We start from the raw sequence: 26,006 nt of genomic DNA on the forward strand, positions 1-26,006 counted from the left end.
GCACCGGTGATGCCGTACGAAAACGGACCATCTCCCCGACGACGTGGGTGAATGCCTCCTAGCGGACCCCTGTCTTCGGCCCCTGCGAAGATGTGCCAGAGTTGCCACGTCCGCCCTGTCAGCACGTACCGTACGGCAGCAACAGGTGGGACCAGCTGGGACCAGGTGGGGCAGCGGGAAGGGGCAGCCGGTTTGAGCACGCACGCACCGCAGGCGGCGCAGACCGTCACGCTGCCCACGACGCTGGACGAGGCAGTGACGGCCCTCACCGCCATGCCCGCAGCCGTGCCCGTCGCGGGCGGCACCGACCTCATGGCCGCCGTCAACTCCGGCCAGCTCAGGCCCGCCGCCCTGGTGGGCCTCGGCCGCATCAGCGAGATCCGCGGCTGGCAGTACCAGGACGGACACGCCCTGCTCGGCGCCGGACTCACGCACGCGCGCATGGGCCGCCCCGACTTCGCCGCCCTCATCCCCGCGCTCGCCGCCTCGGCACGCGCGGCGGGCCCGCCGCAGATCCGCAACGCGGGCACCCTGGGCGGCAACATCGCCACGGCGTCCCCGACCGGCGACGCGCTCCCGGTCCTCGCCGCCCTCGAAGCGACCCTGATCATCGCGGGCCCGAACGGAGCCCGCCGGGAGATCCCGGTGTCGCATCTGCTGGCCGGCATGGAGATGCTGCGCGCCGGCGAACTCATCGGCTTCGTGCGCGTGCCGCTGCTGCACGCGCCGCAGGTCTTCCTCAAGGCCACCGGCCGCACCGGCCCCGGCCGCGCGATGGCCTCCGTCGCGCTCGTCCTGGACCCCGCCCGGCGCGGAGTCAGGTGCGCCGTCGGAGCCATAGCGCCGATGCCGCTGCGGCCCCTGGACGCCGAGCAGTGGGTGGGCCGGCTGATCGACTGGGACAACAACCGCACACTCGTCCCGGAGGCGCTGAACGCCTTCGGCGAGTACGTCGCCGCGGCCTGCATCCCCGACGCGGCCCCGGAGCCGGACGGCTCCGTGCAACCGCTTCCGCCCGGCGTACTGCACCTGCGGCGCACCGTCGCCGCGCTGGCCCGACGAGCACTGGGGAGGGCGCTGTCGTGACCGACGACCGGCACGGAGAGGGCACACCCCAGGGCGGCGGCCGCTGGGACCCGCTGCCCCAGGGGGACTACGACGACGGCGCGACCGCCTTCGTGAAGCTCCCCGAGGGCGGGATCGAGGCCCTGCTGGCCTCCGACAGCCCGCTCGCCGCGCCCGGACACGGCTATGTGCCGCCGCAGATAGCGGTGGCTCCCGACGCCGCCGACCCGGCGGCCACCGGCGCCTGGGCGGTGCCCGCCGACGGCACCCGGTGGCCCGACCCGAACGCCGTGCCGCAGGGCGCCGGGGACGACCGGTTCATGTACAACCCGGGCGCGACCGGGCAGTGGAACTTCCAGGAGCACACGGAGGCCGCGGAGCTCGCCCCCGCGCCGGGTCACGACGTGACCGGGCAGTGGTCGATCCCCGTCGCCGGCGGTGACCTTCCGGACGAATCGGGAGAGTTCACCACCTCGTCCCTGGTCGAGCAGTGGGGCGGCACACCGCCGGCCACCCTGCCCGGCGGCGCGGCCGCCCCGTGGGCGACACCGACGGGCCAGCCGTGGGACGACCACGGCGCGGACGGCGGCGCGGCCGTGCACGAGCACGGCGGACCGGACGGGAACGGGCACGCGCCGGCCGACGCGCTCGCCGCTCCGACGGACCGGCTCGAGCCGGACGCCCACGCACGCGTGGCGGCGGGCCCGGAGGCGCACGATCCCGGGCAGTCGCACGACTCGCCTCAGGAACACGACCCGGCCCAGCCGCACGACCCGGCTCCGCCGCACCGCCACACCGGAGCCGCCTCACGGCCCGCTGGAAGCCCCGGTGAGGCAGCGGCGGACACCGAGGCGTTTGAGGCCGCCCCGGACGCCGTGGAGGCCGCTGAGCCGCACGCGGAGCACGCCCCGGCGGACGGCGACGACGACGCCGTACCGGAAGCCGCGGACGAGCCCGCCGCCGATCCCGAGGCCGCCGACGAGCACGCCCCCGCGCCCTCCGGCGAGGAACACCCCCTCGCCTCCTACGTCCTGCGCGTCAACGGCGTCGAACGCCCCGTCGCCGACGCCTGGATCGGCGAGTCGCTGCTCTACGTGCTGCGGGAGCGGCTCGGCCTCGCGGGCGCCAAGGACGGCTGCTCGCAGGGCGAGTGCGGGGCGTGCAACGTCCAGGTCGACGGACGGCTCGTCGCCTCCTGCCTGGTGCCCGCCGTCACCGCCGCCGGCAGCGAGGTCCGTACCGTCGAGGGCCTCGCCGAGGACGGGCGGCCCTCCGACGTGCAGCGCGCGCTCGCCAAGTGCGGCGCGGTGCAGTGCGGGTTCTGCGTGCCCGGCATGGCGATGACCGTGCACGACCTCCTGGAGGGCAACCCGGCGCCGTCCGAGCTGGAGACCCGCCAGGCGCTGTGCGGCAACCTCTGCCGCTGCTCCGGCTACCGAGGCGTCGTGGACGCCGTTCAGGCGGTGGTCGCGGAGCGCGAGGCGCACGCCGCGGCGGAATCTGAGTCGGACACGGACGAGGCACGTATCCCGCATCAGGCGGGCCCCGGAGCCGGCGGCGTCAACCCGTCGGCCTTCGAGCCGCGCCATGACCAGGCGTACGGACAGGACGGAGGCCAGGCGTGAGCAACGAAGCCGCCACCGCGACCACCCCCGCGGAGGCAGCCCCCGCCCCCGAGCCGATCCCGCACGGCATCGGCGTCTCCCTGCCGGCCGCCGACGCCCGCGCCAAGACCGAGGGCACCTTCCCGTACGCGGCCGACCTGTGGGCCGAGGGCCTGCTGTGGGCGGCCGTACTGCGCTCCCCGCACGCGCACGCGCGCATCGTGTCCATCGACACGTCCCACGCGCGCGAGATGCCCGGCGTACGCGCCGTCGTCACACACGAGGACGTGCCCGGCAGCCCGGTGCACGGCCGCGGCAAGGCCGACCGCCCGGTCTTCGCCTCCGAGGTCGTACGCCACCACGGCGAACCCATCGCGGCCGTCGCCGCCGACCACCCCGACACCGCGCGGATGGCCGCCGCGGCCGTCATCGTCGAGTACGAGGTGCTCGACCCGGTCACCGACCCCGAACAGGCCTTCGAGGCCGAGCCGCTGCACGCCGACGGCAACCTGATCCGGCACATCCCGCTGCACCACGGCGACCCGTCCGTGAACGGCGAGATCGTCGTCGAGGGCCAGTACCGCATCGGCCGCCAGGACCCCGCCCCCATCGGCGCCGAGGCCGGCCTCGCCGTGCCGCGCCCCGACGGCGGCGTCGAGCTGTACCTGGCCTCCACCGACCCGCACACCGACCGGGACACCGCCGCCGCCTGCTACGGCCTGGAACCCGAGCGCGTCAAGATCGTCGTCACCGGCGTCCCCGGCGCCACCGCCGACCGCGAGGACCAGGGCGTCCAGCTCCCGCTCGGCCTGCTGGCACTCAAGACGGGCTGCCCGGTCAAACTCACCGCTACGCGCGAGGAGTCCTTCCTCGGCCACGCGCACCGCCACCCGACGCTCCTCAGATACCGCCACCACGCCGACGCCGAGGGCCGGCTGGTGAAGGTCGAGGCGCAGATCCTGCTCGACGCGGGCGCCTACGCCGACACCTCCGCCGAAGCCCTCGCCGCCGCCGTGGGCTTCGCCTGCGGCCCGTACGTCGTCCCGAACGCCTTCATCGAGGGCTGGGCCGTACGCACCAACAACCCGCCCTCCGGCCATGTGCGCGGCGAGGGCGCCATGCAGGTCTGCGCCGCCTACGAGGCGCAGATGGACAAGCTGGCCAAGAAGCTCGGCATCGACCCGGCGGAGCTGCGCCTGCGCAACGCGCTCGCCACCGGCGACGTGCTGCCGACCGGCCAGACGGTGACGTGCCCCGCACCCGTGGCGGAGCTGTTGCAGGCCGTGCGGGACTTCCCGCTGCCCGCGCTGCCCAAGGACACCCCCGAGGACGAGTGGCTGCTGCCCGGCGGCCCCGAGGGCGCGGGCGAGCCGGGCGCGATCCGACGCGGTGTGGGCTACGGCCTCGGCATGGTGCACATGCTCGGCGCGGAGGGCGCCGACGAGGTCTCCACCGCCACGGTGAAGGTCCACGACGGGGTGGCCACGGTCCTGTGCGCGGCCGTCGAGAGCGGCCAGGGCTTCACGACGCTGGCCCGCCAGATCGTCCAGGAGACCCTCGGTATCGACGAGGTGCACGTCGCGCCCGTGGACACCGACCAGCCCCCGGCGGGCCCCGGCTGCCGAGGCCGGCACACGTGGGTCTCGGGCGGCGCGGTGGAACGGGCCGCGAAGATGGTCCGTACGCAACTGCTCCAGCCGCTCGCGCACAAGTTCGGGATGTCCACCGAGCTGCTCCAGATCACCGACGGCAAGATCACCTCGTACGACGGCGTCCTGTCGACCACCGTCACCGAGGCGATGGACGGCAAGGAGCTGTGGGCGACGGCGCAGTGCCGTCCGCACCCCACGGAACCCCTGAACGAGTCCGGCCAGGGCGACGCCTTCGTGGGCATGGCCTTCTGCGCGATCCGCGCGGTGGTGGACGTCGACATCGAACTCGGTTCGGTCCGCGTCGTCGAACTCGCCGTCGCCCAGGACGTGGGACGGATCCTGAACCCGGCCCAGCTCGCCGCGCGCATCGAGGCGGGCGTCACCCAGGGCGTGGGCATAGCGCTGACGGAGAACCTGCGCACCGCGCGCGGGCTGATCCGCCACCCCGACCTCACGGGCTACTCGCTGCCGACGGCCCTGGACGCACCGGACATCCGGATCGTGAAGCTGGTCGAGGAGCGGGACGTGGTCGCCCCCTTCGGCGCGAAGGCGGTCAGCGCGGTGCCGGTGGTGACGTCACCGGCGGCCATCGCCTCCGCCGTACGGGCCGCCACCGGGCGCCCCGTGAACCGGCTGCCGATCCGGCCGCAGGCCGCGGTGGTGACGGCACAGTGAGCGCGCGGGATCCGCAGCGGTACGAACCTCCGCCCAGCGTGGGGAAGTTGCTGGTGTGGATCCTGGTGTTCGCGCTGGCGGCGATCGTGGTCGTGCTCGGTGGCGTCTATCTGACGTGACGCCCGGGCGGTCCTCGTGACCGGCGTGATGGGCGTACGGGAAGTCGACGGTTGCCCAGGCACTCGCCGAGCGATTGCCGCGTGCCGCGCACGTCCGCTGGGACCTCTTCCGACGGATGATCGTCTCCGTACGCCGGGACTACGACGGTGGCGACGAGGGGCAAGGCGGGGTACGGGGCGTACTGGTCGGTCACGGGACTGGACCGGGTGCTGCGGGAGCGGACACCGCGGATCGGTCCGTGGCTGGACACCTCGGAGCTGTCGGTGGGGGAGACGGTGGAGGCGATTCTGGCGGGGAGGGAACGCGCGAGGGTCGCCTGACGTCTTCTGAGCCAAGGGGCGTTGTCAGTGGTGCCGCGTAGGGTTCCTGTCAGTGGGGAACGACGGCGGGATCTGGGATCTGCGCCGTTCGGCCCGTCCTGCCCTGTTCGGGGACAGCGAGTTCTTTGCACGCACGGGGGACCAATGAGCACGACCGCCACCGCGACCGCGGTGATCACCCTGACCGACGACGACCTGGAACGCTTCGTCACCCACGCCTCGACGCGCCGCTGGCTGGCGGGGCCCGGACTGCCCTCCGGCATCGGCCTGCTGAGCTTCACGGAGCTGGAGCGCGAGGGCCTGCGGACGGTGACCGACGCGACCGGCGACCCCGAGGGGCGGCTGGCCGAGGAGCTGCGGGACCAGCTGGTCATAGGCGGACTGCTCGACATCGAGGGCCAGGAGACGGAACCGGTCCTGCTCGACGGCGCGACGGGCGAGGTGTCCACGACCGACTTCTGGTACGACACCCCGGAGCTGATGGAGCGCCGCCCGCTGGCCCCCTCGCTGGAGAAGCTGGTGCGCTTCGCGACGGCGGCGGAGGAACTGGCCGGGCTGCGCGGACAGTTCGCCTCCTACGCCGGCCGCTTCGGACCGCAGGTGGCGGCGGAGGCCTCGCGTCAGCTGCTCGCGGTCTTCGAGGAGGGTGTGGACGGTGAGGTGCCGTCGTACTGGCGGATGGCGGCGCTGATCCGCCCGCTGTCCCTCGTCGCGGGCCCGGGCACATCGTCCGGGTCGGCCCTGGACCTTCCCGCCCGTCTCCTGGACCAGGAGTTCGGGCAGGGCGGGGTCTGGCGTTTCGAGGACGTCGACTTCCCCGCCACGCTCACGCACGAACCGACCCGCCGTTTCCTGCGCGACACCGGCCTGCCCGAGGACGCCGTCCTCTTCCAACTGGACACGGACGTCCCGCTGCCGACCCTCGCCGAGCACCACGCGGACGACCCCGGCGCGGAACTCCCCGACGGCGCCGACCACTTGATCCGCCTCGGCTACCTCGTCGAGGACAACAGCCTCGTCCTCGACGGCAGAACGGGCGCGGTCCTGCACTGGAGCGAGCCCGAGGCGAGGCTGTACCCGCTGAACACGGACGTCTCCACGCTGGCCTTCACCCTCTGGCTGCTGCACCACGAGCGAGCGCTCGACGAGAACCTGGAACACGGCCTGTCAGAGGGCCCGTACGCCCAGCTGGCGGCCACCATGACCCAGGTCCTGTCGACCGTCGACCCGACCGGCACGGACGTCGCCTGGCACTACTGGACGGAGGCGTTCCAGGACGAGGCGGGCGGGGTGCTCAGCGCCCAGTGACGTCATCCGCGTGACGTTTCGACCGACCCCGCTCGCGGCCCGCCGCTCAGGCCTGCGGTGCCCCGGGACCCGTCGCCGGACCACCAGGCTCCGATGCCGAACCGCCGGGATCCGCCACGTCCGGCGCGGCGGACGTGGCGCCCGGAGCAGGCGCCTCGGGGGTCTCCAGCACCGGGTGGGGCTCCGTGCGGGCGGCGATCTCGGGCTCGGCCTCCCACAGTTTCGTCTGCCGTTCGCGTGCCTCCTCGGCAGACCGGGTGATCAGTGCGCGCAGCTCGGTGAGATCCAGGGAGCCGCGGTCCGGCCGGTCGTCCTCGACGTCGTCCGGCAGCAGCACGTGCTCTCCGTCGAGCGGGAAGACACTCGAGAAGTACGGCACCCAGGACGTGTGGTTCTCCCGCACGAGGAAAGCGACCTGCGGCCGGTCGGCTTCGGGGGAGAGGCGCCAGGCGGGCTGCTCGGCCGAACCCTCGATGCCCTCGATGCTGAGCATCCGGATGGTCAGCTCACCCTCGTCACTGCCCTTGAGTACCTCGGCGGGCGCGGTCCGGAAGGTGCCCAACCGGCGGGCTGCGCGGGCCTCGTGGTCCTCGGTGACCGACTCCAGGGTGCTCTCGCGCAGGACGACGACCGCCTGGCAGTCGCGGATGCGCTGCAGCAGGGTCGGTGTGGTCGTGAGATGCGTCGTCATGGCTCACTCGCCTCCGTACCACAGGAGAAGGTTGTTGCCGACGCGGCTGTGGGTGAGCGCCGGGGCGGTGCTCGACGTGGAGTTGGGCAGTTGCTGGGCCGCGGACCACGACGTCTTGAGCCACTCCTTCTGCGCGACGCGCAGCGAGGTGAGGAAGTTCTGCTCCCGGAAGGAGAGGTGGAAGAGATTGCGCCCGGGATCGTAGGTGACGGCGGGTTGGGTGCGGGTGCGGTCGTTGGAGAATCCGGTGCCGCGTTGTACGAGCCGGTCTCCGGCGACCTCGCAGTCGAGACTGCGGACCAGGTTCATGGAGAAGATGTCGGGACCGGCCCAGGAGAACCCGAGCACGAGCCGGTTGTCGGGAGCGGCACCCAGGGACACACCTGCCAGCGACTTGTAGTCGAAGCTCGTGGGCACCACGGTCGGCGTCGACCAGGTCCAGCCGTCGTCGTAGGAGACGCTGGCGCGGATGCGGCCGGTGCCGACGTGGTCCGCGCGGTCGAAGTGCGCCCAGGCCAGCACCCAGGCGCGGCGGCCGTTGACCACGGTGGAGGCGAGACCGGGGGTGCCGAAGGTGGTGGCGCCGGCCGGGGTGTTGGCCCAGGCCCAGCTCTGCCCCTGGTTGGTGGAGCGGACGACCCGGAGGCTGCCGTTGTCGTCGCTGTGCACCCAGGCCATGAGCATCAGCCCACCGGGCTCGTCCGCGAGCGCGGGGCCGTGCACGGAGCGCTCGCCGCCGTAGTAGACCCAGCCGTTGAAGAGGAAGTTGATGCCGTCGGTGCGCAGCCAGGTGGGGATCCGGTTGGGGTGGCTCCAGCCGAGGGCGAACAACCCGCTCGTCCCGACGGAGGTGACACCCGGCGTCAGACACGTCCGTGCCTGGTAGTTGTTGTAGTCCGTGATCTGCGTGCCCTGCGCGAACCAGGAGCTGCCGCCGTCGACGGACCGGAACTCGCGCAGCCGGTTGCGGTCGAAGTCGCGGTAGATCGCCTTGGCCTTGGCGACGTCGCCCTCCCACGGGCCGAAGCGGGCGCGGTGGTAGCCGTAGCCACCGAACATGGCGTCCTGGTCGCTGGCGCTGTGGTCGAGCCAGAAGCAGTGTCCGAGCTCGTGCAGGAAGATGCCCTGGAGGTCGATCTGCCCCGGCTGGGCGTTGAAGGGAACCAGTGGCCACGGTGTGAGGTCGGCACCGTTCCTGCGGTGGACGACCAGACTGAACTTGCGCCAGCTGCCGAAGGTCGACGCGATGCGTGTGGTGTCGAAGTGCCGCTCGTTCATCGAGATGAGGATCTCGCCGTCCTGCGGCTCGGTCCGGTCGGTGTAGTTCCAGAACTGGAATCGGCAGTCGACCCCCGCGTTCTGCCACCGCGTATACGCATTGATCACCGCTTCCGTGACCGGACCCTGCCAGGCATTGTCGATGCCCTGTGCGGTGAAACTCTGCCAGTTGATGAAGATCCGGGGGCGGTCCCCGGAATTCCAGAAAGCCTGATCGCCCATGACATCCCCCTGATGCCGGCGAGGAGCCTGCAGCGGCTCCAGTGCGGGCAGCATGGCAGCGGATCATGCGCCGGGGGAGAAAAATGGCCTATGTGGGGATGCGTATTTCGTTTATCGAGATTCACCACATCGAGCATCGCATGCAAGGGCTGTGAAGCTCTGTGGGCTGCGGTGAAGGGGAGCCGAGCTGAGCTGTGGGGGAACTCAAATCAATGCCGCAGTCTGAACCCGGTAATTCTCCCGTGAGCATCGAGAATGCCCGGGCAAAGAGTGATGGCATTCGTGCTCTGTCGGCTGAGGTGCCGCCATTTCGTTCTGCCTGATCAGGCAACTGGAGGCCGTGGCGGGAATCGAACCCACGTAACTCGCTTTGCAGGTAACTCACCTAGAGCTGTGAGGGGCACGAGTGTGACCAGGGACGGAGTCTGAGTCAAGTGGCTCAGCGAGTACCGAAGCGACTTGCCTAGCTCAACCAGGTGAGGGCCGAACCCATGTGAGGCCCTGTCAGGAAGCCATGGCGCCCCGTGTCCATCGACCCCTCAAGAGGCCCTCCAGGGTCCACTCAGGGGCTCTGTCGACCCCTGACGCTGTGGCGCCTACAGCACGGGAGACGGACGCTCACGGGGTAGCTCAGGGGTGGGCCGGATCGTGTGACTGGCCTGCTGTGGTGGTGACTCTCCCTCCGGCCGTGAATAGGGAGGTAAAGCACTGGATCATATGGATGAGAAGCAATGCCCTAATGAATAGAGACCACAGCCTAGCCCTGCCCAGATTTTCTCTCTCCGGTGAACACGGACTTCCATCATGAGCAGGAATACCAAGGGGTGCAGCAATTCTTTTTCGATGCCCCGATTTGCCCAGAATCACACCCGGGGGTTATTAAATGGCTGGGTGGAGGTGGAGGTGAGTCCCCTGAAAAATCCACCATAAATAGGTGTGCCCTACGTCACGTACCCCAGCTCATTGGAGGGGTATGCAGTGAAGTAGGAAGAGGTTAGGGGGCGGATGCTTAGTTCACGGTCCGCTCTTTCATGCCCATAATCCCCAGTAGTGCAGAGCTATGCTGTACCAACTCGTGAATCCGTGGGCTCGTGCCATACTTTTCTCAGACCTGGACAGAAGTAATCCTCGCCGGGGCGGAGACTCATGCCCTGTGCAGTTCGAACCACACAGTCTTGCCGGCAATGTAGTTGCCGCTCCCATCATTGAAGACCCGGTGGCTTGACCCCCACTTATCGGCAAGGAAGGTCACCAGGACGAGACCTCTGCCGTTCTCGGCCTCATCAGAAGTGATAGTCACAACCGGCTCTTGGGCGGACGCGTCGTCTACCTCAACCCTGAGCCTGTCCTCATAGAGCATCCAGCGAGTTGGGATGAGCCTATCCGGAGGGCAGAAGCGGAGAGCGTTAGAGAAAAGCTCCATGAAGAGAAGACATGCGTCCGCTTCGTAGTCAGACGCGCCTCTACCGGCCAGCCATTTTCTGAGTATCTTCCGGGATAGCGGCGCACTACCTTCGATGCACGACCAACGCCATTCCTTGACGTCCGGCTTTTCCGTATCCTCCGGCACTGTCGTCTTCACGGTGTGCTCCCTGGGGCCTATGTCGCTTCCCCAGAAGGCTAGAGGCACCGCACAGAGCGACCTACCCAGTTTCCTGTTCACGCAAGAAGTCATCCCGCACCCCTGACAGCATCTCTCGCATGCTGTCACCAGAAAGGGCGAGGGATGTGAATCCCTCGAACTTGCTTACATACGTTGCAACATCTCTAGGGTCCGTGACCACTAGCTCAGCATGAACAGTCTCAACTGACACAGTCCTGTCGTCCCGAATAACGAATGCATGATTGGCGATGTCTATCTGTGAAGCAGTGAACGGGACAATGTGAATGTCTATGTTGGGCAAGCGAGAAAGAGAGATGAGCCGGTCTACCTGTTCGGCCATCCTGGGGGCCGACACGATACGCCACCGCAAGACATTCTCAGTGATGACGAAACGCAGAGCCTTGTCGTCATCGTAGAGAACCTGCTGCCGTTCAAGGCGTGCGGTAGTGGTCCGATTCAGGACGTCTTCAGTGAGGTCATGTCGAGAGAGGATTGCCCGGATGTACTCAGGGGTTTGCAGGAGTCCGGGAATCAGGGCGGGTTGGAACAGACGCAGCAAAGTCATTTGGGTCTCTAGAGCCCTGGTCTGCTGCTGAGCCTTATGGACTCCCATGCGTCGGACAAGTCGCCAAGCTGTGGTTTCCGTCGTAGAAGCCCGGACGACTTCCAGGTATTCGGCCTTGACCTCGTCAGAGACACCGATGGCCGTGAGGATGCTCTCCACGTCTACAACAGAAGGGGCAACCTTCCCCGTTTCAATCTTGCTCAGCTTGCTTGTGGACATGACTGCACTACGGGCGACGGCCTTGGCTTCCTTTCCGGATGCTTGCCGAAGTGCCCGTAGTGCGGCCCCTAGCTCTCCTCTGTTCACTCGCCGTACTTCGTCCACCATTCGAGGAACGGAACAGCCTGAGAGAGTGCCCTGTCCCGGTACTCGATGAACTCCTGTGCCCGGCTTTCTGGGAGAACCTCAGACCCCGTGAATGCTCCATTGTCGTCGTAGCTCATGACAGCAGCGCTCGCAGAATCGAAGAGCCAGAAGTCTCCTACTCCGTCAAGAGGATTGGGCCTATCCGTGGTGTCGAGGATGAAGAACTCCTCACCACCCGTCGCGTTCTTCCGGTAGCCCCACCCGAGTTCAAACCGGAGGTAGGGAGTGAGAGGACGAGACAGGATGTGCACCCGATAGACCCGCTTGCCCTTCCTCGTGTGGGAGAGGAGTTCCGACACCCAAGCACTGTTGTAGTCGTCCGGCTGAGGTTCGCTGGCGAGGAACGCTTGATAGGCGTTCGTGTTTCCCGAGTTGCTGTAGTCGTCCAGGGTCTCAAGTCGGAAGGCTTCCCGCTCGAACGTGTCGAAGAGTTCAGCAAGGCTCTTAGATGAGCCCATCGGCAATGGCCTTCCTGATGAGTTCCACGGGGAGTTCAACGACCGTTTCATGAGCGGGAATCTCTAGGCCGTGGTCGGTGGGAGTCTCACCCTGGAAGAGAAGCGTTCCCCTGTCCGTGGCGTAGATGGTGGGGCAGTCCTTGATGTCACAGGTAGTCGCAAGCATGGTCACCTTCATGGAGTCCCTCCCTGGTCTGCTGATGTCCCTGCCCGATGCTGGCCATCACCAACCCACAGGCGCAAGGGTGTTGAGTTGCCAGAACAGGAAACCGGCTCGACATGGGGGCTGAGCAGTGCTCAGGGTGGCGCGAAGGGGCACAGGAACCACGGACGAGGCTTCGGCGTGTGCTGACTGAATAGGGAGACGGAGAGGCAGGAAGAGGAGACCGGGGGCCCTTTGATCCCCGGTCTCTTGTGTTCCTGGGGGGAGTTGCTGTCATACTCCCTCCGTTAACTGAATCGGGAGGGATTGTGCAGGAATTGGGATGCTTGGGTTTCGTGTTTGGGCTAAGTGTGGTTGGCTCCTCTTTCTTCCTTCCTTGGTGGGGGTCTCTCCTTCTCATAGCTGTTGCATGGATCATCGGCATACTGGCGAGACCTCCTATCGGGCAGGCAGTCGGGGCGGGGCTCGCTCCGTTCGGTGGTTTCCTTGTTGCTACCGTTGCAGATGATGACTTCAAGAGTTACGCCCCAATAGCGCTCGCTGGACTCATAGCTTGGGGTGGAGTGGCCCTTTACAACAAGGATCGGGAGTCTCGGGACTAAAGTTGTTCAGGATGAGGGGCCACCGACACTTGTCGGTGTGCCCTCTTTCTTATGTCGTAAGCTTCAGTTCTTCCCTGATCTCCTTGTAACGCTGGGAGACGTACCCCCTCGTTACTCCGATGCTCTTTGCTGCCTCTGTGGGCGTTAGTCCGTCTAGGTATGCCTGACGGATAGCTGCCTTGTTCTGCTCCGTCTTCCTCCGTCCGTTAGCAGCCCTGGCCGGCCGACTCTTCTTTGGCGTTAGTGACTGCGTTACTACCTTCACCGTTACTGCCTCCGTTAGCGTTAGTTCAAGGTCTCGGAACTTACGGCGGTAGATAGGTGAAACCTCGGCGGCACAGATGAGGATTCCCGGAGAGATGGAGTGGATAGCTACTCCCACCAAATCCCCGGTATCTACTGAACTCCACGTGTTGAGGAAGAGGGAAGCAAGACCGGTGACCCAACGGAATACCGTTGGCCACCTTCCCCCCTTGACCCCATGTCTGGACAGGGTTGCATCTGCACTGATGGAGAGAATGAATGCGGCATCAGTGAGGACTCCTAGAGCCCATCCAGACCACTCCCATTCCGAGTGTGCAGCGACTAACGGAGTCGTAGTCATGAGGCTGTAGAAAACTGCTCCAGTAACGATGACCCACACCATCGCGTTGACGGTCTTACGGGTACATCGGATGGAACGCAGTTCGTTGGTAACGTCGTACATCGAATCTCCTTGGTTGAGTAACGCTGGCCAGTAACGGCTAGTGGAGGATGAGTAACGGGGTGAGCCAACGGCATCGCTAATGCTGGATGCCGACTCTCGACAGGACGGATAGTTAGTCCTGTGCAGCTCAGGCCGCGCGGCCTAACGGACATCGCTACCGCTGCACAGCGCTAAGGCGCTGCACCGCTATCGCTCTAACGGAGAGGGAATGCCGGAGCGGGGGATCGGGGAAGCGACCCCAAGGAGCGATCCCGCAGGATTGGATGGTGACTGACTGGGGGAAAGTCGAGCCACTTAATCCCTGGCCAGCCCTCATGCAACTCAATCGCCGTGCGGCTCTGTGTATCGCTCCCGCTCCAGTCGCTAAGGCGCCTGCCGCTTCGCTCTGACGGAGGGAGAATCAGGACCCTTGGACCTTCGCCACTCATCCTCCGGTCAAGGGGCTGGCATCCTTAGATGCCATGCCCCGCTTCTCGACAAGCCGCACGGCGCTTGAGTTGCATAGGGTTTAACAAGGTCAGTCCTGCTGGTGGTTCCGCTAGGGCTTCACCACCAGAGTCACTGCCACTTCCTCTCCGATGGATACGGGCGGAGGGCCTTAGCCCCCGTAGCCCGTCAGTTCTAACTGTCAAGCGGGGGGAGTATTGGAGAACCGAACGCTTCTCTCGGTTCTACATATACGTATGGGGGGAACCGAGAACCAGAACCGTTCAGCGGGCCAGTCGGTAGATGGTGCGGTTGCCCTCCTTGGAGCGGGTGAGCGTTCCTGCCTGGACCATTTCATTCGCTGCCTTGCTCTTTGCTCCAGAGGCTCCAGTCACGGCCTTGTCCAGCTCGTTCCACCCCATGCCCACCGGATTCTCTCGCAGAGCATCGATGATGCGCTCAGGGATTCCGTTGGTCTTGGGCGCCCTGACGGTCTCAAGCTTCTTCCCTGCCTTCTGCTGAGGACTGCGCCCCTGCTTCTTCTGCCTCTCCTTGCGAGACTCCCAACGTGCTCGGGCCTTTGCTACCAGCTCCTCATGCTCTGCCGACATGGCTACCGTCTCCTCCTCACCGATGAGCGTCACAAACGCTCCATCGTCTCCCTCACCGTTGAAGTTCAGGGCAATACCTAGCTCCTTCTCGGGAGTGTTGTTTCCATAGACCCGCAGGATGCGTAGCTCCTGGTCATCCGTCACTTGCACGAACTGTCGCCCCCAAGCTTCAATGGCAGTAGAGCCCATAGGACTCTTCTGGGAACCCTGCTCCTCGTTGAACTTTCCTGCGTGGTGTACGAGAACAATGGCAATGCCCTCATCCAGCAGAGCCTGAAGCCTTCCGAGTGCTGGCCTTACGTCCGCGTCGTTGTTGTAGCTACCTCGGCCGAGTAGGGCCGAGAGGTTGTCCACTATCAGAACCTCAACACCAGTGGATAGCAGTACATCTGAGAACTCTGCCCACCACTCGTCTGTGTCTTCTGGCCTCACATCCGTAATGAAAAGGCGAGATTCCTTAGCCCCATTGGCGGTATTGAACCTTTGCCAAGTCTCGTCTTCCTGTCCAGGATCGAGTGCCCATAGGAGAGTGTTCTTAGCTTCTACCTCTCGGCCGAGCCAGGGAGTTCCCTCACCCAGGGCCATTGCTGCGGATAGTGCCACAAAGGACTTACCGGCCTTGGGCCTGCCATAGATCATGGTGGCCGTCCTGTGCACCAGTCCCTCGATGAGGAACGGGGTCTCGCTGGAGGGGGTTACCTCTGACAGTCGCTTGATACCGAATGCGTTGTTGTTCATGTGTTGACTCTCTGCGGTGATTGCATGAGAAAGGGCCGCCAGCCATAAGCCGGGGCCCTTCAGGTGTGGTCTTTCTCTAATCGAATGGGCTCAGTCGCCCCGCATGAGATCTCTGGTGAGCCTTTCGTAGTGCTCCTTCGAGATCATCACTATCTGCGTCGTTCCGTACTTCTGAATCTCGATGACTTCCCCAGACTGAACTACTCGGTTCATCAGGTCTGTGAAGTCATTCCGCACTGTGCTGCTTGGTACCTTCATGTCCCTATTTCCAATCGTCATCGTCGAACTGGTCAAAGGTGGCCCTGGCCACCTGCTTGATGGCTGCCAGATTCTCTCGCTGCTTGAGCCGAGTCTGTCGCCATTCCTCGTACTGCTTCACTTGCTCACCGGCAGAGTTGGCAATGCCTTTCTCTGCGATCCATGCCATGAGTTCCGGCTCAGGCCGGAACCTCTCGCCTGTCTGCTTGGTTAGGCGGAGGTGCTTGAACTTGCCGTGTGCCAGTAGCTCGGTACTCTCTCCGCCCTGAAGTACTGCCAGGATCTCTACTGGCTCACCCTCGTTGTAATCCCGGCTCACGTTCGTCAGGCGACTTAGAAGGATGGTCGTGGTTTTGCCTATCTTCACGTTCCCATCCTTGAGCCGGACAACGTAAGTGTGTCCGGGGCTGGTTCCCCACAGAACTCCGTCCCTGTCGAGTCGGTGTGTAACCGCTGCCGCTAGGTGCTGCTTGTAGCTGTAGAACTCTGTCTGATGTTCTGGGCAGAGCGGGAAGGAGAACGAGAGCACCCGCTTCGGATTCCCTTCTTTCCCGCATACTCCGCCAGTCTCGGTATCGGTTGCTACGCAGGCTCCCGCGACTATCGCACTTGCGTTGTCTCCCGTGGTCATTCGTGGCCCCTTACAGGAAGAGGCCGAGACCCCATTGGGTCCGGCCTCATGAGTGGTTCTGATGTCTGGCAGATATTTACCTGACCAGATGGTTGTCTAGCCCCTGGGGCGGGTTCGGCCTTCGTTCGTCCGGCAGTGACTCTCGGATGGCTCTCTGCTGGCACTTCCTCAGCCACTGGTTCGAATGGTTCCTGGCCTCAGAGATGAAGATGAATGTTGCCCCGCAATATGGGCACTTTCTGGCGGGTACTCCGTCAATCAGTCTGGTCTCCCACATGTCACGCTGCCTCGGTCCAGTGCCGTGGGGATACATCTAGGTTGATCGTTAGTCCCATGGATAGTGGATGCGTGCACTTGGCTCTCGGGTTACCGCAATGCTGACCGAACTGCTTGCGAGTGCTGAACTCCTGTCGGCACAGTACGCACTTGAAGCCGGTTAGGGTGCGGGCGTAGTGGCGCTTCACGTTGGTACTCCTCATATGTTGAAACACTTGGTCATAGAAAAAGCCCCACGCACCTTGGGGTGCTGGGGCTGTGGTCCTGTTTCGTTGGTCCGTGGCGAGTTTTGAAACCTTGGGTAAAAGCAAGAGGGCCGATCCTCTCGGGGGAGAGAACCGACCCTCAAGCCGTATAACCACTCATGCCACGGGGACCAACCGTGAACGGATGCTGGGGAGCTGAACCCTGCGGGAACCCCCTCACCCTGTATATACCCGTCACTTGACGGTTCTGGGACAGGACATCCTTGGGGTGTGATGCAGTGCACTCGGCGGGTGAGCGTTTCCGGGCGCACCTGCTGTACCTCCTATTCTACGGGATGGTGATCATTTCCGCATCTTTACCGTGGGCCTCCCCTGAACATGGAGAAGGGGCGCAACGCCCTTGCGTGCGCCCCTCAGTCCCCTCGGTCAGTACCGGTCGCCAAGACCCTTCACGGCGTTCACGGCCCTCGTGCTGGCCATGTCTGCTCCGTATCTCCGGAGCATGGCGGGACTCCTCCAGCCCCGGATAGCCATGATGTGCTCCCCGGAGACTCCAGCTGCTTTAAGGTCATCCGCCCACGTGTGGCAGAACGAGTGAGGGGTTACCTCGGCAGGGTCGTATCCGGCTTGCTCGGCCCTCTTCTTCACCATCCGGTACAGCCCCATGTACTTCATGGGCTTGCGTGACCGAGTGCCAAGCCACAGGAACGGGGTTGAGTCGGCTAGGGCGTGAGATGAGCGCACCCTGAGATAGCGAGTAAGCGCCTTTACCGTCTTGGGCTGGAGAGGGATGGTCCGGCCGTCAAGGCTGTTGCGGTCCATCTTGAGCGGCACCACTACCAACGTGTGTCCCGTGAGGTCCAAGTCCTGTACGCGGAGGTTCAGCAGCTCCTCAGCTCTCAGGCCCTCTGTGAGAACCCGGATCATGGCATGGTCTCTGACCGTCTCGAAATCCCGCACCTTGGATGACCCGTTGCCAGTCGCCTTGAGTACATCCGCCACGAACTCCTCAGACAGGGTCTTCGGCTTGCCGAGAGGGGGAGTGGCGTACCGGTGGAGTTTCTTGCTGCTGTACGGGCTGGTGTGGTCGTACTCCTCTTCCAAGTACTTGAAGAGGGGGCGCAGGTTCCTTTGCAGAGTGTTGGTTCCTCCGGTGTACCCGCCCTTTCCGTCCTGGCTCTTGGGTACGTCGTAGGTCTCGTAGTACCAACGAAAGAACCGGTTGAGGGTGGGCACGTCGCAGGTGGTGAAGTCCCCCTCGATCCCGCCCTCCGTCATCCAGTTGTTCAGAGCCACCCCTGCGAACTTGTACGCATTGATGCTCTTGCGCTGGAACGGCCGTCCGTACCTATTCGTGATCGTGCTGAGGTGGAGGTCCAGTTCATCGAGCATGGCCGTACGGATGTCTGCCCCTGAGTGGCCACTGACGACCCGCAAGGGGGCGGAGGTGGGTTGTGTTTGCGCCTGGCTCTCCGGCGTCCTGGTGGCGCTCCTCAGCGCCGTACGCCTGGATGGCTGTGCCGACATGGGTGTGACTCCCCTTGGTCAGGGGCTAAGCAAGCCGGAGTGGACCAAGCGACTTACCTAGCCCCGTTCGGACTGGGTGTCACAGCCCTGGGGGAGTGCGTCTGACCGAGGAATATCCTGGTCAGACCCTGTAGTGGAGGCCGTGGCGGGAATCGAACCCACGTAACTCGCTTTGCAGGCGAGTCCCTGAACCACTCGGGCACACGGCCGTGTTCGGGTCGGAGGCGTGGACTCCTTCCCGGACTGGGTGAGACGACCGTATGGCAGGGGGAAGGGGTGGCTCAAGGGGATCGCGGGGGCTGCAATGGGACTGCCATACGCCGTTCACGAATGGGAGGTGTCCGCCTCCGGGTGTGCGACCACGGTCTGTCCGGGTTGTCAGCCGAGACGGAGGTGATGCAGCATCAGCAGCGCGGCCACTGCGTTTGCTGAGCGGATCTCGCCGCGAGTCACCAGCTCGGGAACCTTCTCCAGCGGTACCCAGTCGCGGCGCGTGGACTCGATCGCGTCGACCGGTACGTCCCGTACCTGCTGGGCCTGATCCGACCAGTACACGCGGTGGTGACTCGTGGAGATCCCCGGCATGGGATCGACGGCGAGCAGGAGACGCATCGGGCCCGGTCGCCAACCGGTCTCTTCCTCGAACTCGCGCGCGGCCGCGAAGGCGGGGTCCTCGGCTTCGTTGACACCGCCCGACGGCAGTTCCCACCCCCAGGCGTCGGTGATGAACCGGTGGCGCCACAGCAGCAGCACCTCGTCGGCCTCGTTCACCACCGCGGCGACAGCTACCGGACGCAGCCGGATGACGGTGTGGTCCAGGCGCCGCCCGTCGGGCAGTTCCACATCGGCCATGGCGACGTCGACCCACCGGTTCGCGTACACGACGCGCTCGCCGAGGTTCTGCCACACAGACACGATCGGGCCTTTCGTCGAGTGTCGTCCTTCGTCACATGCCGGCTCGGTGCCGCACAGCAGAGAGAGCCTTCTCCCACGGGTAAGCCTTCGGGTTTCCCTGCTTCGGCGGATGTGACTCGTACCCGTCGGGCCCGTCAAGTACGACGACACCTTGCTGTCGAAGCATGGCGACAGAGCGGGTCACCGCGGGCTGCGCACCTTGGGCCTGATTGAAGTAGGGCATTGCCACGACGGGAACGCCCATGTTGACCGCCTCGGACGGGATCCCGATGGCCACCGTGTCCGAGATGCCGGCGCCCCACTTGTTCAGCGTCGTGCACGACATCGGCGCGACCAGTATCGCGGCCGCTTTCGGCAGGGCGTCCTGCTCCCAGGGCAGCTTGTATCGGGATCGCACCGGGTGTCCGGTCAGATCGACGAGTTCCTCCATTCGAGGCTCCCACCAGAGCGCTGCGGACGGGGTGAGGATCAGGCATACGTCCCATCCGTCGGCCTGGGCGGCGCGAACGCCTTCATCGATGTACTGGGTGGGCCCTGCGGCACAGGCGATGAGGTAGAGCACGCGAGTCATGCGCGCAGTCCACAGCGTCCCGCCAAGGCGCGCAACTCACCGCCTGGGGCGGAGATCGCTCCGACGACGTCCTTGACCAGAGTGACGGTTTCCGGCCTGCCGCGTACCTCCTCCGGCGCCAGCTTGTCGGCTTCCAGCAACGCGGCTGCGGCATCGTCCTTGCGCCGCGTAAGGAGCGAAGCCCGTGCCATGGCGACGTGGTGTCCGGCCCTTCGCTCCCGAGTCATCTGAGCCAGCGCGCCAGGCTCCAGAGCGTCGGCTGCTTCGAGCGCCGACCACCCGTCCTCGAAGCGAATCATGATGTCCACCCGGTGCAGTCCCACATTGGTCGGCCCGAACATGGTCCAGTCCTCGTTCAGGTCGGCGCCCTGCCGGGCGGCGACGTCAGCCGCCTCGTCGACATACTCGTGGGCCGTGCGCACCCGCGCGGTGGTGCGGTCCTCGGACGACAGGGCGACGGCCGCGGACAGGTACAGCATGCCGAGCGTGGACAGGCCGAGCGCGCCCTGCTCGACGAGCCCGTGTTCGAGACGGCGGGCGGCCGCGGTCACGAACTCGACGGCGGCTTGCGGGCGTTGCTGGTGGACGAGGCTCTTGGCCACCCTGCGAGCTGCCGCCCCTATCTGTACCGGGTCCCCGGACCGCTCGGCAGCGACCTGGGCTCGGTCGGCGGCGAGTGCGGCCGGGATCGCGGTTCCGGCTCCGTACTTGTGCAGATACGACGTCACCAGCTGGTAGACCCGGGACAGCACCCCCTGCGCGTCGGACCGGCCGACGGCGTGTGCGGTCTGCTCGGCACCGGTGATCAGGGCGGGCAGCTCCCGGGCAAGCGTTCCGTAGTGACAGGCCTGGAACGCCTCGCAGCAGTAGGCGAGCCTCCGCCGGAGGGCGGCGAGCGTGGGCGGCTCGGAGTCGGGCGCGGGGGCGTAGAGGGCGTCGATGACGGAGAGCGCCTCGCCGGGCGGGGCGCTTCCCGTGGGTGGCGGCAACGGACGGTCGGACAAGAGGTACTCCAGGGGGACGCGCAGGACATCGGCCGCGCGCATGAGCACCGACAGGCGTGGGTCCTGTTGGCGTTGCCCACCCTCAAGGGATTGCACCCAGCGCCTCGTCTGCCCCATCAGCTGGCCGAAGTCGCTCTGAGTGAAGCCGCGCCGGTCTCGCCAGTAGGCGATGCGTCGGCCGATGCCTGAAGTGTCCAATGCGCGCCCCCAGACAAGGCACACGCTCTGTGTGCCCCCTGCTGTTGTACCGCGACCTACGGTCCCGATGTGAGACGGACCACGATGACTGCGGAGGCGGGCGGATGAACTCCAAAAGGCGGCCTCAGGTTTTGAGCCCCGTAGAGACAGAGCCCGGCGTGCTCGTGCATGCCGGCTCCGACCGACGACTTGCGACCGAGCACAGGCTCCTGTCGACGCAACCAGCAGAAAGCCACGATCGGATCCGGACGGAGTGGCAGGAGCACCGGGTGGCGCTGCTCGCCTTGGGCACGCTCTTCTCTGCCGTCCGGCTGCCTGGCGAACTGGTCCTGGCGGCTGGCCGCTGCCGCCCGGAACTCGTACAAGTGGACGATTTTCTCGACGAGGCACTGGACGGCGGCCCGGTCATCTGCGATCCGGTCGGACCTCGCTACTACGCACTCGTGCCAGTCGGCGTGCCCATCGCGTGGCATGCGGCAGCGGAGGAATGGCGAGCGCTCGACGTGGCCTGCCTGGGAGGCGGCACATACCTGGGTGTGCCGCGGGTGGATGCGGTGCGATTCGACCAACAGACCCACACGTCGTACTGGTCAGTGCCCTTGTCACCCGAGTTCGCGCTGTGTACGCCGCTCGCGGTCGCGCGGATCATCGCCGCGGGACAGGCCTCCGTGGCGAAGGCGCTTGAGGACGAGGGCAGCGGCATCCCGTAGCCGAGCGGCGCCCGTTGGCCCTTCGCCGACAGGCCGACATCTGAACTCCCGTCCCGAGCCCGGAACCCTGGACGGACCCAGCCTCGGGACGGGCCACCCCTGTAGTGCACGACACCTCAGAAGGGAAAGCCCATGACGGTCATCATCGAGCAGCCTGCCAACACCCGTACGCGGGACCCAAGGGAACTCCTCAACGCGGTCGCACCGCACATCACGGAACTGACCCTCAACGTGTTCGACTCCGGGATGAATCTGTGGGACCGCGAGATCGCTCTCCTGCTGCGCGATCACATGATGGTCCGTGACATGGCCGAACGCATCCTCGGTAATGCCGTCATGTACACCGTCGGCTGCATCGAACACCCCGAAGTGCATCTTGGAGTGGGGAAGCTCGTCGATGTCGGTGTCCATCAACTCATCCTCGACACGCCCGTCTGGTTCGGCATCTGCCGCCTCTACAACGGCGGCGCCTACAAGCACCATGCCCCGTTCATCGAGCGCCGCCGCGACGGCCTGTGCTTGCGCACGGCAGACTTCCTGAAGTCGATCGGCTTCGACATCGACGAGGAGCTGTGGGCCATCGACGGCACAAACTGCTCGCCGTGCGACAACAAGGTGCCCGACAGCCACTGAGCTCGCTACAGTCGCCCCGCCCTTGGGTTTCTGGGGGGTGTGGGGCCCGCACACGCCGACAACGCAGAGGAACTCGCCGTGCCCGTACCGCACGACATCGCCGCGGAGACCGAACTGTGGGATACCTTCGCCGAGTCCGCTTTCGAACCGGACGCTGCGCCGGTTTTCTGCTGGACCCAGTACGCCGGGCACGGTCCGGGACCCGAGGTTCTCGGAAGTCCCGCCCGGGTGCTGGAGATCGGCTGCGGCACGGGCCGCGCCCTCGCCCATCTGGCACAGCGGGGGATCGAGGCCCAAGGCGTCGACCTGTCTCCGGTGATGGTGAAGAAGACCAGCGAACGGTGGGCGGACACCGGTGCCAGTTTCGCGTGCGGAGAGGTCATCGAATGGCTCGCCGCATGCACGGACACCTACGACGCGGTCTATTCGATCTTCGGCGCGGCCTGGTTCGCGGACCCCGGACGCCTGTTCCCCCTGGTGCGTGAGCGCCTCGGTCCTGGCGGGGTGTTCGTGTTCTCGCAGCCACCGGCCATCCCTGGCGCGTACGGCCCGCAGGGCATGTACAAGGGTGGTTTCGCGGGCAAGGCCATGTACACGTACCGCTACAGCTACCGGCCCGCAGTTTGGGAGCGGCTACTGACCGGGGCCGGGTTCCTCGCGGCTGAGGCAGTCGTCATCGAACCTCCCAAGGCTGGGCATATCGGTACGCTGCTCGTTCGCGCGGAGGTGTAGCCCTGGCTGGCTGTGCCCGCTCCGGGCTTCCCGTCCACGGCCGTGCGAATCGAACCCACGTAACTCCCCGCGAGCGGAGCTCGCTGATGGATGCGGTGCAGGCGAGTCCCTGAACCACTCGGGCACACGGCCGTGTTCGGGGCGGAGGCGTGGACTCCTTCCCGGACTGGGTGAAACGACCGTATGGCGGGGGGAGGGGGTGACTCAAGGGGATCGCGGGGGCTGCAACGGGACTGCCATACGCCGTTCATGAACGGGGGAGTCCGTCGGTGGTCGTACGACCAAGGTTGTGGCGTCGTACCGTCTCTCGACAGGGGTCAAACCGGGTCGTGGACCTTACGCTGGCGACCATGACTGCCCTCGAACCGCGCGGCGCCGATGCCGCGGACACCGCCCCCGACCTGGCCACTGTCGTCGAGGAGGGGGTGCTGAGCCGGTCCTATCGGGCGCTCAGCGTCGGGATCGTGTCCGTGGTGCTGTTGATCGCGTTCGAGGCGACCGCGGTGGGGACGGCTATGCCCGTCGCGGCGCGGGAGCTGGACGGGGTGTCGTTGTACGCGTTCGCGTTCTCCGGGTACTTCACGACGAGCCTGTTCGGGATGGTGCTCGCCGGACAGTGGTCCGACCGGCGGGGGCCGCTCGGGGCGTTGACCGGAGGGATCGCCGCCTTCGCGGCCGGGCTGCTGTTGTCGGGGACGGCCGGCGCCATGTGGCTGTTCATCCTCGGGCGGGCCGTGCAGGGGCTGGGCGGCGGGCTGGTGATCGTCGCCCTCTACGTCGTCGTCGGGCGGGCCTATCCCGAGCGGCTGCGGCCGGCGATCATGGCGGCCTTCGCGGCGGGCTGGATCGTGCCGTCGATCGTCGGGCCGCTCGCCTCGGGCGCGGTGACCGAGCATCTGGGCTGGCGTTGGGTGTTCGTCGGGATCCCGGTGCTGGTGGTCTTTCCGCTGGCCCTCGCGCTGCCGCAGATACGGCGGAGGGCCGCGGGCCCGGTGGACGGCACGGGCGCCGGGGCGTTCGACCGCCGCCGTATCCGGCTCGCCCTCGCCGTCTCGCTGGGCGCCGGACTCCTCCAGTACGCCGCCCAGGACCTCCGCTGGCTCTCCCTCGTCCCCGGCGTCGCCGGTGCCGCGCTGCTGGTGCCGGCCGTGCTCGGGCTGCTCCCGCGCGGCACCTACCGGGCGGCGCGCGGACTGCCCTCCGTGGTGCTGCTGCGCGGTGTCGCCGCGGGCTCCTTCATCGCCGCCGAGTCCTTCGTACCGCTGATGCTGGTCACCCAGCGCGGACTGTCCCCGACACTCGCCGGGTTCTCCCTCGCCGCGGGCGGCGTCACCTGGGCGCTCGGCTCGTGGGTGCAGTCACGGCCACGGGTGGAGCCCTACCGGCAGCGCCTGATGACGCTGGGCATGGTCCTGGTCGCCGCCTCGATCGCCGCCGCGCCGAGCGTACTGATCGCCGCGGTGCCCGTCTGGACGCTGGCCGTGGTCTGGGGGCTCGGCTGCTTCGGCATGGGCCTGGTGATCGCCGCCACCAGTGTGCTGCTGCTCCAGCTCTCCGCCCCGGCCCAGGCGGGCACCAACTCCGCCTCCCTCCAGATCTCCGACGCCCTGTTCAACGTCGTCCTGCTGGCGATGGGCGGCGCCGCGTTCGCGGCCCTGGGCGGGGGCACGGTGAGCCATACGGCGGCGGAGACCACCGGCTCCCACCCGGCCGCGTTCGCCGCGGTGTTCCTGCCGATGGCGGCGGTGGCCCTGGTCGGGGCGTGGGTGACGACCCGGCTCAGGGAACGGCCGGCCGTCCCGCGTCTTCCGTGACCCGCCGTACCTCCTCGGCGAACCCCCGCGCGGTCGGCTCCTCCAGCAGCGCCGCCAGCGGGATCTCGGCGCCCAGCCGCTCCCTGAGCCGGGTGACGGTGTGGACGACCGAGAGGGAGTTCCCGCCCAGGTCGAAGAAGTCGTCGTCGGGCTCGACGGAGTCCAGCCCGAGGGCCTCGCACCACACGGCGGCCACCAGTTCCTCGATCCCCGCGCCGGCCGCGGGCGCCGGGCGCGACGGCGTCGTACGGGCCGCCCGGGCCTCCAGCAGCAGCCGGTCCACCTTGCCGTTCGGCGTGAACGGCAGGGCGTCCAGCGTCTCCACCGTCGCCGGGACCATCGTGGGCGGCAGCCAGGCCCGCAGCGTCTCGCGGACCGCCGCCGTCAGCTCGGCGGGTGGTGCGGACGGCGTCTCGGGTACGACGAAGGCGGCCAGCGCCTTCTCCACGCCCGTGCCGTGCGCCACCACCACCGCCTGACGCACCCCCGCACAGCGCCGGGCCGTCGACTCGATCTCGCCGAGCTCGATCCGGACCCCGCGGATCTTCACCTGCCGGTCGACCCGGCCGAGGAACTCCAACTCGCCCCCGGGACGGGCCCGTACGAGGTCGCCGGAGCGGTAGAGGCGGTGGCCCGGTGCCACCGGGAGTGAGTCGAGGAAGCGTTCCGCGGTCAGTTCGGGCCGGTCGAGATAGCCCAGGGCCAGGCCCGCGCCGCCGATGTACAGCTCGCCGGGTTCGCCCTCGGGCACCGGACGGCCCTCGTCGTCGAGGACCCACAGCTCGGTGTCGGGGACGGCGGAGCCGATGAGGACCATGTCGAGGGCCGGGTCGCGCGGGCACACCCAGGCGGTGCAGTGGATCGTGCACTCGCTGGGGCCGTAGAGGTTGGTCAGGGAGGCGGTGGAGCGGGCGTGGAAGCGGTGCACCAGGTCGGCGGGGAGCGGCTCGCCGCCGGTCAGGACCTGGCGCAGACCGTCGTAGCGCTCGCTCTCGTCGCGGGCCAGCAGGAACAGTTCCAGCAGCGACACCCCGAAGTACATCGTCGTGACGCGGTGGTCGCGGATCAGCGCGGCCAGGTGGTCGGCGTCGCGCTGTCCGCCGGGGGCGGAGAGCACGAGGGTGGCGCCGGAGAGCAACGGCCAGTAGATCTCCGCGAGATACATGTCGAAGGTGCAGGTGGTGTGGTGGACGATCCGGTCGTCCTCGGTCATCGGGTGCGTGGTCTGCAGCGCGTCGACGCGGGAGACCAGGGCGCGGTGGCTGATCAGGGAGGCCTTGGGGCGGCCGGTGGAGCCGGAGGTGAAGATCAGCGCGACGGGGTCGTCCGGGGAGGAGGGGAAGGGAGAAGGTGAGGGG

The 26,006-nt window shown here is 66.7% G+C and carries 23 protein-coding genes, 1 tRNA gene and 1 pseudogene; 10 read left to right on the plus strand and 15 right to left on the minus strand.

The annotated features are described in order from the left end of the window. Positions 1–192 precede the first annotated feature (192 nt). The 6 genes and pseudogenes from HLK59_RS19450 to HLK59_RS19470 all read left to right on the plus strand — a co-directional run bounded on the left by HLK59_RS19450 (position 193) and on the right by HLK59_RS19470 (position 6,744). Positions 193–1,086 carry an FAD binding domain-containing protein gene (locus tag HLK59_RS19450; RefSeq protein WP_171142737.1) on the plus strand — a complete coding sequence of 298 codons (894 nt, stop codon included), beginning with the start codon at positions 193–195 and terminating at the stop codon, positions 1,084–1,086. Continuing rightward, positions 1,083–2,690, plus strand: a complete 1,608-nt coding sequence (locus HLK59_RS19455) for a 2Fe-2S iron-sulfur cluster-binding protein (protein WP_171142738.1) — start codon at positions 1,083–1,085, stop codon at positions 2,688–2,690. The genes HLK59_RS19450 and HLK59_RS19455 overlap by 4 nt, the downstream gene beginning before the upstream one ends. Further along, positions 2,687–4,996, plus strand: coding sequence for a xanthine dehydrogenase family protein molybdopterin-binding subunit (locus HLK59_RS19460; protein WP_171142739.1), 2,310 nt, complete (start codon positions 2,687–2,689; stop codon positions 4,994–4,996). The genes HLK59_RS19455 and HLK59_RS19460 overlap by 4 nt, the downstream gene beginning before the upstream one ends. Beyond that, positions 4,993–5,115, plus strand: a complete 123-nt coding sequence (locus tag HLK59_RS52010; protein ID WP_277349501.1) for a hypothetical protein — start codon at positions 4,993–4,995, stop codon at positions 5,113–5,115. The genes HLK59_RS19460 and HLK59_RS52010 overlap by 4 nt, the downstream gene beginning before the upstream one ends. A 28-nt stretch (positions 5,116–5,143) precedes the next feature. Beyond that, a pseudogene (locus HLK59_RS19465) lies at positions 5,144–5,436 on the plus strand (hypothetical protein). Between the two features lie 144 nt (positions 5,437–5,580). After that, the gene (locus HLK59_RS19470; RefSeq protein ID WP_171142740.1) at positions 5,581–6,744 is read left to right on the plus strand and encodes an SUKH-4 family immunity protein; all 1,164 of its coding nucleotides are present in this window, start codon (positions 5,581–5,583) and stop codon (positions 6,742–6,744) included. 46 nt (positions 6,745–6,790) lie between these two features. Here HLK59_RS19470 and HLK59_RS19475 read toward each other — a convergent pair whose 3' ends face one another. The 14 genes from HLK59_RS19475 to HLK59_RS19545 form a co-directional block, all read right to left on the minus strand. Further along, entirely contained in the window at positions 6,791–7,435 is a 645-nt protein-coding gene (locus tag HLK59_RS19475) for a hypothetical protein (protein ID WP_171142741.1), read from the minus strand. A gap of 3 nt (positions 7,436–7,438) precedes the next feature. Further along, a complete protein-coding gene (locus tag HLK59_RS19480) occupies positions 7,439–8,935 on the minus strand; it encodes a hypothetical protein (RefSeq protein WP_171142742.1) in 1,497 nt (498 codons plus the stop codon). 1,144 nt (positions 8,936–10,079) lie between these two features. Next, a complete protein-coding gene (locus HLK59_RS51115) occupies positions 10,080–10,598 on the minus strand; it encodes an ATP-binding protein (RefSeq protein ID WP_240982514.1) in 519 nt (172 codons plus the stop codon). Continuing rightward, entirely contained in the window at positions 10,579–11,409 is an 831-nt protein-coding gene (locus HLK59_RS19490) for a helix-turn-helix transcriptional regulator (RefSeq protein ID WP_346779769.1), read from the minus strand. Before HLK59_RS19490 ends, HLK59_RS51115 begins: the two co-directional genes overlap by 20 nt. Next, the gene (locus tag HLK59_RS19495) at positions 11,406–11,927 is read right to left on the minus strand and encodes a DUF6879 family protein (RefSeq protein WP_171142744.1); all 522 of its coding nucleotides are present in this window, start codon (positions 11,925–11,927) and stop codon (positions 11,406–11,408) included. Before HLK59_RS19495 ends, HLK59_RS19490 begins: the two co-directional genes overlap by 4 nt. Next, positions 11,914–12,105 (minus strand): hypothetical protein, encoded by a 192-nt coding sequence (locus HLK59_RS19500; protein ID WP_171142745.1) that lies wholly within the window; start codon positions 12,103–12,105, stop codon positions 11,914–11,916. The genes HLK59_RS19495 and HLK59_RS19500 overlap by 14 nt, the downstream gene beginning before the upstream one ends. Positions 12,106–12,741: 636 nt before the next feature. Continuing rightward, the gene (locus tag HLK59_RS19505; RefSeq protein WP_171142746.1) at positions 12,742–13,398 is read right to left on the minus strand and encodes a sigma factor-like helix-turn-helix DNA-binding protein; all 657 of its coding nucleotides are present in this window, start codon (positions 13,396–13,398) and stop codon (positions 12,742–12,744) included. A gap of 710 nt (positions 13,399–14,108) precedes the next feature. Continuing rightward, positions 14,109–15,173 (minus strand): AAA family ATPase, encoded by a 1,065-nt coding sequence (locus tag HLK59_RS19510; RefSeq protein WP_171142747.1) that lies wholly within the window; start codon positions 15,171–15,173, stop codon positions 14,109–14,111. 262 nt (positions 15,174–15,435) lie between these two features. Then, positions 15,436–16,062, minus strand: coding sequence for a GIY-YIG nuclease family protein (locus HLK59_RS19520; protein WP_171142749.1), 627 nt, complete (start codon positions 16,060–16,062; stop codon positions 15,436–15,438). 908 nt (positions 16,063–16,970) lie between these two features. Further along, a complete protein-coding gene (locus HLK59_RS19525) occupies positions 16,971–17,936 on the minus strand; it encodes a site-specific integrase (protein ID WP_240982515.1) in 966 nt (321 codons plus the stop codon). A gap of 269 nt (positions 17,937–18,205) precedes the next feature. After that, a tRNA-Cys gene (locus HLK59_RS19530) sits at positions 18,206–18,280 on the minus strand. A 169-nt stretch (positions 18,281–18,449) separates the two neighbouring features. Further along, positions 18,450–18,986 carry an NUDIX hydrolase gene (locus HLK59_RS19535; RefSeq protein ID WP_171142751.1) on the minus strand — a complete coding sequence of 179 codons (537 nt, stop codon included), beginning with the start codon at positions 18,984–18,986 and terminating at the stop codon, positions 18,450–18,452. 31 nt (positions 18,987–19,017) lie between these two features. After that, positions 19,018–19,557: a flavoprotein gene (locus HLK59_RS19540; protein WP_171142752.1), complete on the minus strand. Its 540-nt coding sequence runs from the start codon at positions 19,555–19,557 to the stop codon at positions 19,018–19,020. Further along, positions 19,554–20,759 (minus strand): helix-turn-helix transcriptional regulator, encoded by a 1,206-nt coding sequence (locus HLK59_RS19545; protein WP_171142753.1) that lies wholly within the window; start codon positions 20,757–20,759, stop codon positions 19,554–19,556. Before HLK59_RS19545 ends, HLK59_RS19540 begins: the two co-directional genes overlap by 4 nt. Before the next feature lie 269 nt (positions 20,760–21,028). Here HLK59_RS19545 and HLK59_RS19550 point away from each other — a divergent pair, with 269 nt between their 5' ends. The 4 genes from HLK59_RS19550 to HLK59_RS19565 all read left to right on the plus strand — a co-directional run bounded on the left by HLK59_RS19550 (position 21,029) and on the right by HLK59_RS19565 (position 24,648). Beyond that, complete coding sequence (locus HLK59_RS19550; protein ID WP_240982516.1) at positions 21,029–21,469, plus strand: hypothetical protein; 441 nt, start codon at positions 21,029–21,031, stop codon at positions 21,467–21,469. 132 nt (positions 21,470–21,601) lie between these two features. Continuing rightward, positions 21,602–22,102, plus strand: coding sequence for a hypothetical protein (locus HLK59_RS19555; RefSeq protein ID WP_171142755.1), 501 nt, complete (start codon positions 21,602–21,604; stop codon positions 22,100–22,102). A 78-nt stretch (positions 22,103–22,180) separates the two neighbouring features. Further along, positions 22,181–22,834 (plus strand): class I SAM-dependent methyltransferase, encoded by a 654-nt coding sequence (locus tag HLK59_RS19560; protein WP_171142756.1) that lies wholly within the window; start codon positions 22,181–22,183, stop codon positions 22,832–22,834. Positions 22,835–23,184: 350 nt separating this feature from the next. Then, positions 23,185–24,648 carry an MFS transporter gene (locus HLK59_RS19565; RefSeq protein ID WP_171142757.1) on the plus strand — a complete coding sequence of 488 codons (1,464 nt, stop codon included), beginning with the start codon at positions 23,185–23,187 and terminating at the stop codon, positions 24,646–24,648. Here HLK59_RS19565 and HLK59_RS19570 read toward each other — a convergent pair. Next, a partial coding sequence (locus HLK59_RS19570; protein ID WP_171142758.1) for a non-ribosomal peptide synthetase occupies positions 24,614–26,006 on the minus strand: 1,393 nt, incomplete at its 5' end. The two genes, HLK59_RS19565 and HLK59_RS19570, sit on opposite strands and share 35 nt — an antisense overlap.

Source organism: Streptomyces sp. S3(2020) (assembly GCF_013044505.1).
Taxonomy (GTDB): domain Bacteria; phylum Actinomycetota; class Actinomycetes; order Streptomycetales; family Streptomycetaceae; genus Streptomyces.

Excerpts from the sequence above, each read along its gene's own strand:
- HLK59_RS19495 (WP_171142744.1), bottom strand. The coding sequence starts at position 11,927 with ATGGGCTCATCTAAGAGCCTTGCTGAACTCTTCGACACGTTCGAGCGG.
- HLK59_RS19480 (WP_171142742.1), bottom strand. The coding sequence starts at position 8,935 with ATGGGCGATCAGGCTTTCTGGAATTCCGGGGACCGCCCCCGGATCTTC.
- HLK59_RS19475 (WP_171142741.1), bottom strand. The coding sequence starts at position 7,435 with ATGACGACGCATCTCACGACCACACCGACCCTGCTGCAGCGCATCCGC.
- HLK59_RS19500 (WP_171142745.1), bottom strand. The coding sequence starts at position 12,105 with ATGAAGGTGACCATGCTTGCGACTACCTGTGACATCAAGGACTGCCCC.
- HLK59_RS19510 (WP_171142747.1), bottom strand. The coding sequence starts at position 15,173 with ATGAACAACAACGCATTCGGTATCAAGCGACTGTCAGAGGTAACCCCC.
- HLK59_RS19525 (WP_240982515.1), bottom strand. The coding sequence starts at position 17,936 with ATGCTCGATGAACTGGACCTCCACCTCAGCACGATCACGAATAGGTAC.
- HLK59_RS19470 (WP_171142740.1), top strand. The coding sequence starts at position 5,581 with ATGAGCACGACCGCCACCGCGACCGCGGTGATCACCCTGACCGACGAC.
- HLK59_RS19540 (WP_171142752.1), bottom strand. The coding sequence starts at position 19,557 with ATGACTCGCGTGCTCTACCTCATCGCCTGTGCCGCAGGGCCCACCCAG.
- HLK59_RS19520 (WP_171142749.1), bottom strand. The coding sequence starts at position 16,062 with ATGACCACGGGAGACAACGCAAGTGCGATAGTCGCGGGAGCCTGCGTA.
- HLK59_RS19555 (WP_171142755.1), top strand. The coding sequence starts at position 21,602 with ATGACGGTCATCATCGAGCAGCCTGCCAACACCCGTACGCGGGACCCA.
- HLK59_RS19565 (WP_171142757.1), top strand. The coding sequence starts at position 23,185 with ATGACTGCCCTCGAACCGCGCGGCGCCGATGCCGCGGACACCGCCCCC.
- HLK59_RS19505 (WP_171142746.1), bottom strand. The coding sequence starts at position 13,398 with ATGTACGACGTTACCAACGAACTGCGTTCCATCCGATGTACCCGTAAG.